This is a genomic window from Ectothiorhodospira lacustris, assembly GCF_022227785.1.
Taxonomy (GTDB): Bacteria; Pseudomonadota; Gammaproteobacteria; order Ectothiorhodospirales; family Ectothiorhodospiraceae; genus Ectothiorhodospira; species Ectothiorhodospira lacustris.
The window spans coordinates 1-5,055 of record NZ_JAJNQM010000127.1 but is presented as its reverse complement, the minus strand read 5'-3'; the positions used below and the strand labels follow the sequence as shown (position 1 = coordinate 5,055).

Genomic DNA, 5,055 nt, shown 5'->3' with positions numbered 1-5,055 from the left:
AAGGCCCCACCCGCGAAGCCATCAATGATCCTGCCGTCGTCACGGCCTATATCGGGAAGGTCAAAGATGCTGCCTGAAAAGATACATCAGAACCTGGAGACCTCCAGGGCCATGCACCCCGGCTGGCAGGATAAGGACCACCTGATCCGGCAACTGGTGAACAATGCCCGTGACCATGCCGACCAGATCGCCCTGCGGGAGCGGGACCGGGGCATCTGGCAGGAATATACCTGGCGGGATTACCTGGAACGGGTCATGGCTCTGGCCGCGGGTCTGGAGACACTGGGGGTGGGTCCGGGGGATCGAATCCTGGTGGTGGGTGACAACCGGCCGGCACTGTATTTCGGCATGCTGGCGGCGGTGACCCTGCGGGCCGTGCCGTCCCCGGCCTATCCGGACACCAATCCGCAGGAAATCCAGGCCCAGATGGAGGCGGAGTCCATCCGCTGCGCCCTGGTGGAGGACCAGGAGCAGGTGGACAAGCTGCTGGGTATCCGCGTTGCCGGCTACGGCCATCTGGATCACATCCTGTTCGATGATCCCCGGGGGCTCAAGGACAAGGAACCTCGAGGGGCGCTGGCCCTGGGAGATCTGCTGGCCCGGGGGCGTGCCCGGCTGGAACGGGAGTCGAACCTGGCCCAGGACCTGCAGTCCCGGCCCTCGGTCCATGACACGGCGGTACTGCTGCATTCCTCGGGTACCACCGGCGCCCCCAAGGGCATTCCCCTCAAGCATGGTCATATCCTCTCGGGGGTGCGCAATGCCTCGCAGGCCGGCTATTTCCGCGAAGGCGAGGTGCACATGGCCTACCTGCCCATGGCCTGGGTGGGTGACTTCATCTTTACCATCGGTGCCGCCCTGGTATTACGGTTCTGCGTCAACATCCCCGAGCGTCAGGAAACCGCCCTGCACGATCTGCGGGAAATCGCCCCCACCCTGTACTTCGGTTCGCCCCGGGCCTGGTCCAACATGCTGACCCGCATCCAGGTGGGCATCAATGAATCCACCGGTCTCAAGCGTCGCCTCTATCACCATTTCATGCCCTTTGCGGTGGAACTGGAACGGCGTCGGCTGGCCGGTCAGGCGCCCACGGCGGCCGAGCGTTTCTGGCGCGCCGTGGGGGAAGTGCTGATCTTCGGACCCCTCAAGGATCAGTTGGGACTGGCCCGGGTGGAGCGACCCTATACCGCCGGCGAGGCCATGGGGGAGGACGTGTTCCTGTTCTTCCGCGCCCTGGGCCTCAACCTGCGCCAGTTCTACGGCCAGACCGAGAACTGTGCCCTGTGCGTGGCCCAGCCACCGGATTCCATCAGCCTGCACACTGCGGGGCGGCCTTTCCCGGGGGTGGCGCTGAAGATCAGCGACGACGGCGAGATCCTGGTGCGTTCCGACAACATCTTTGATGGTTACTTCAACAACCCCGAGGCTACCGCCGAGACCCTCCAGGACGGCTGGATGCATACCGGAGATGCGGGTTATCTGGAGGAGGACGGGCAGCTGGTGGTACTGGGCCGGGTGTCCGAGGTGGTCCATACCCGGGCCGGCGAGCGGTTCATCCCCACCTACGTGGAGAACCGTCTCAAGTTCAGTCACTACATCAAGGATGCCTGCATCCTGGGCAAGGATCGTGACTATCTGGCCGCCCTGATCGTCATCGACATCGACGCGGTGGGGCACTGGGCGGAGGAGAACGGGGTGGCCTACACCTCCTTTGCCGACCTGTCCCAGAAGCCTCAGGTCTACGAACTGGTGCGCAAGGAAGTGGCCCATGTGAACGCGGTACTGCCCGATGCCCTGGAGATTCGGCGCTTCGTCAACCTGCACAAGGAGTTCGACCCGGACGACGGCGAGGTGACCCGAACCCGCAAGCTGCGGCGCAAGGTCATCGACGCCCATTACGCCCCCATCATCGAGTCCCTCTACGACGGCCGCAGCGCCATCGAGTTCGAGGCAAAAATCAGTTACGAAACCGGCGAGTCCGGCACCCTCAAGCGCCACCTGGCGGTGGCGGACGTGGTCGGTGCCCGGCTGGCGGAGGAGGTGTGATCCATGGATTTCCAGTTCCTGATCGAATTGACCATCAACGGGGCGCTGACCGGGCTCATGTACAGCCTGGTGGCCCTGGGCATTGTGCTCATCTACAAGTCCTCCGGGGTGCCCAACCTGGCCCAGGGGGCCATGGTGATGATCGCCGCCTATCTGGTGTGGATCTTTGCCGGCCTGCTGGGCACGCCCATTCTGGTGGCCGTTTTCCTGGCCCTGGTGGGCATGTTCCTGTTCGGCATGCTCGCCGAGCGCTTCTTGCTGCGCAAGATGGTGGGTCAGCCCATCATCATGGTGGTCATGCTCACCCTGGGTCTGGAGAGCCTGTTGCGGGGCATCGGCCCCGGCCTGCTGGGGGCGGCGCCCAAGAGCCTGGACCTGGGCCTGGACATGATGCCCATCATCATCGGTGACGTGTTCATCAACCGGGAGTATCTGGTGGGCGGCCTCATCGGCGCGGCCATGGTGGGCCTGTCCCTGCTGTTCTTCCGCACCCGCCTGGGCACCAAGCTGCGGGCGGTGTCCGACAACCACATCTCCAGCTGGTCCGTGGGCATCTCCGTGGAGCGGGCGGTGGCCGTCTCCTGGGGGCTGGCAGGGATCTCCGCGGTGGCCGCCGGGGCCATGTGGGGCTCGGTACAGGGGGTCGACTGGACCCTGACGGCCTTGCTGTTCCCGGCCGTGGCCGTGGTCATCCTGGGCGGTCTGGACAGCATCTACGGCGTTCTCGTCGCCGGTCTCATCGTCGGCATCCTGGGCAGCGTGATCCCTGGTTACGTGGACCCGCTGGTGGGTGGCGGCACCCGCGACGTGGTCACCTCCCTGATCATCCTGCTCACCATCATGTTCCGTCCCCACGGCATCTTCGGCCGTGAAGACATCGAGAGGGTCTAAGCGCCATGTTCTATCGACTGTCCGGCATTCACCATACCCGTTACGAGTCGGCGCGTGCCCTCTGGCCCGTGACCGCCGACCGGCGGATCATCCAGGGACTGTTGCTGCTGGCACTGGCGGCCCCGTTCCTGCTCTCCGACCTCTACCTGACCAGCTACATGCTGCCCTGGCTGATCTGGACCGCGGCGGCCCTGTCCCTGACCTTGCTGATGGGCATTGCCGGCCAGCTGCACTTCGGCTTTGCCGCAGTGATGGCCATCGGGGCCTATACCAGCATTCATCTGACACGAGCCGGGGTGCCCTTCGAACTGGCCTTGCTGGGTGCCGGCCTGATGGCGGCCCTGATCGGTTGCCTGTTCGGGGCGGCGGCCCTGCGGGTGAAGGGGCTGTACCTGGTGATGGCCACCCTGGCCATGCAGTACCTGGTGGAGTGGACCATCATCAACGTGCCGGCCATCTCCGGCGGTGCCCAGGCCACCCTGAGCACTCCCGACGTGACCTTCCTGTTCGTCCCGCTGCAGAGCGATGGTGCCCTCTACTACACGGCCCTGCTGTGGACGGTGGTGGTGACGCTGCTGATCATGAACATCAAGCGCAGCAGCTTCGGGCGTGCCCTGGTGGCGGTGCGGGACAAGGATTTTGCCGCCTCGGTGATCGGCGTCAACCCGCTCAGGTACAAGCTGCTGGCCTTCTTCGCCAGCTCCTTCCTGGGCGGCGTGACCGGTGCGGTGCTGGCATTTTGCTACTACCAGGCGGTGACCCCGGAGCAGTTCGGGTTCAACGTCTCCATCCAGCTGGTGGCGATGGTGCTGGTGGGGGGGCTTGGCAGCGTCATCGGCGCCTATCTGGGGGCCGGGTTTGTCCTGCTACTGCCCATTGTGCTCACCAACCTGCTGGCCTTCGTGGCCCAGTTCGACCTGATTCCCATCTCCTTCAACCTGCTGTCGCACATTCCATTGATGGTCTACGGGGCACTGATCATCGGTGTGATTCTGTTCGAGCCCCTGGGACTGGCCAAGATCTACGACAACATCCGCAAATACTTCCTGGTCTGGCCGTTCCGTCATACCCAGAGCTGATATCAACCAGGCCCCATCGGGCCAGATGATCATAATGAGGAGTATGCCATGAAGACATTGCTCAAAGGGCTGGCCGGGGTGGCCGGTGCCGTGGCCCTGGCGGTGGGAGGGACCGCCAGTGCCGACAAGGAACCGATCAAGTTCGCCCTGTTGCAGGACTTCACCGCCGTCTACACCTTCGTCTCCAGCGAGTACAACCAGGGCCAGCAGGACTACCTGCGCCTGATCAACGAGACCGGCGGCGTCGAGGGTCACCCCATCGAGACCATCATCCGTGATACCGCCAACGAGCCCCAGCGGGGTCTGGAGGCCTACAACCGGGCCCGGCGCGAGGGCGCCGTGCTGGTGGACTTCTTCAGCACGCCGGTATCCCGGGCGGCGGTGAATCGGGTGCTGCGGGATGAAGTGGTGATGATCACCGCCCTGCACGGGCGCGGCGATGCCTCCGACGGCGAGACCTTCCCCTTCGTCTTTCCCATGATGGCCACCTACTGGTCCCAGGCCACGCTGCTGGCGGACTACATCGAGCGCCATCAGGGCGGCCTGACCAACAAGCGCATCGCCCTGGTACACATCGACTCGCCCTTTGGTCGTGAACCGTTGCCGGTGCTGCAGGAGCTGGCCCAGCAGAAGGGCTTCCAGCTGCGCAGCTTCGGTTATCCCAGCCCGGGCGCCGAACAGTCCGCCACCTGGTCCGATGTGCGCCGTTACCGACCCGACCACGTGATCATCTGGGGTGCCGGCGGCGGTCAGCAGGTGTCCGTGCGCGAGGCCATTCGCAACGGCATCCGTCCCCAGAACATCCTCTCCGTGGTGTGGCTGTCCGAGACCGACGCCCGCAACGTGGGGGGCAACCACATGAACGGCGTCAAGCGCTTCGAGGCGGTGGCCTCCGGCCGGGAGCCGGCGGTGATCCAGGACATCGTCACCCACGTGGTCGAGCCGGGCCTGGGTGCCGGTTCCGCCGCCAATGTGGGTTCGAGCTACTACAACATCGGCGTGGCCACCATGGCGGTGGCGGTAGAGGCCGCCCGTCTAG

The 5,055-nt window shown here is 64.8% G+C and carries 4 protein-coding genes; all 4 read left to right on the top strand.

Annotation, left to right across the window (positions count from 1 at the left end; translation table 11 throughout):
- The first annotated feature begins 66 nt into the window (after positions 1 to 66).
- Positions 67 to 2,046, top strand: a complete 1,980-nt coding sequence (locus LQ952_RS15325) for an AMP-dependent synthetase/ligase (RefSeq protein WP_238623489.1) — start codon at positions 67 to 69, stop codon at positions 2,044 to 2,046.
- Between the two features lie 3 nt (positions 2,047 to 2,049).
- Complete coding sequence (locus LQ952_RS15320; RefSeq protein WP_238623488.1) at positions 2,050 to 2,937, top strand: branched-chain amino acid ABC transporter permease; 888 nt, start codon at positions 2,050 to 2,052, stop codon at positions 2,935 to 2,937.
- Between the two features lie 5 nt (positions 2,938 to 2,942).
- Entirely contained in the window at positions 2,943 to 4,016 is a 1,074-nt protein-coding gene (locus tag LQ952_RS15315) for a branched-chain amino acid ABC transporter permease (protein ID WP_238623487.1), read from the top strand.
- A gap of 48 nt (positions 4,017 to 4,064) precedes the next feature.
- Positions 4,065 to 5,055 (top strand): ABC transporter substrate-binding protein (locus LQ952_RS15310; protein WP_238623486.1); only part of this gene is annotated, 991 nt, incomplete at its 3' end.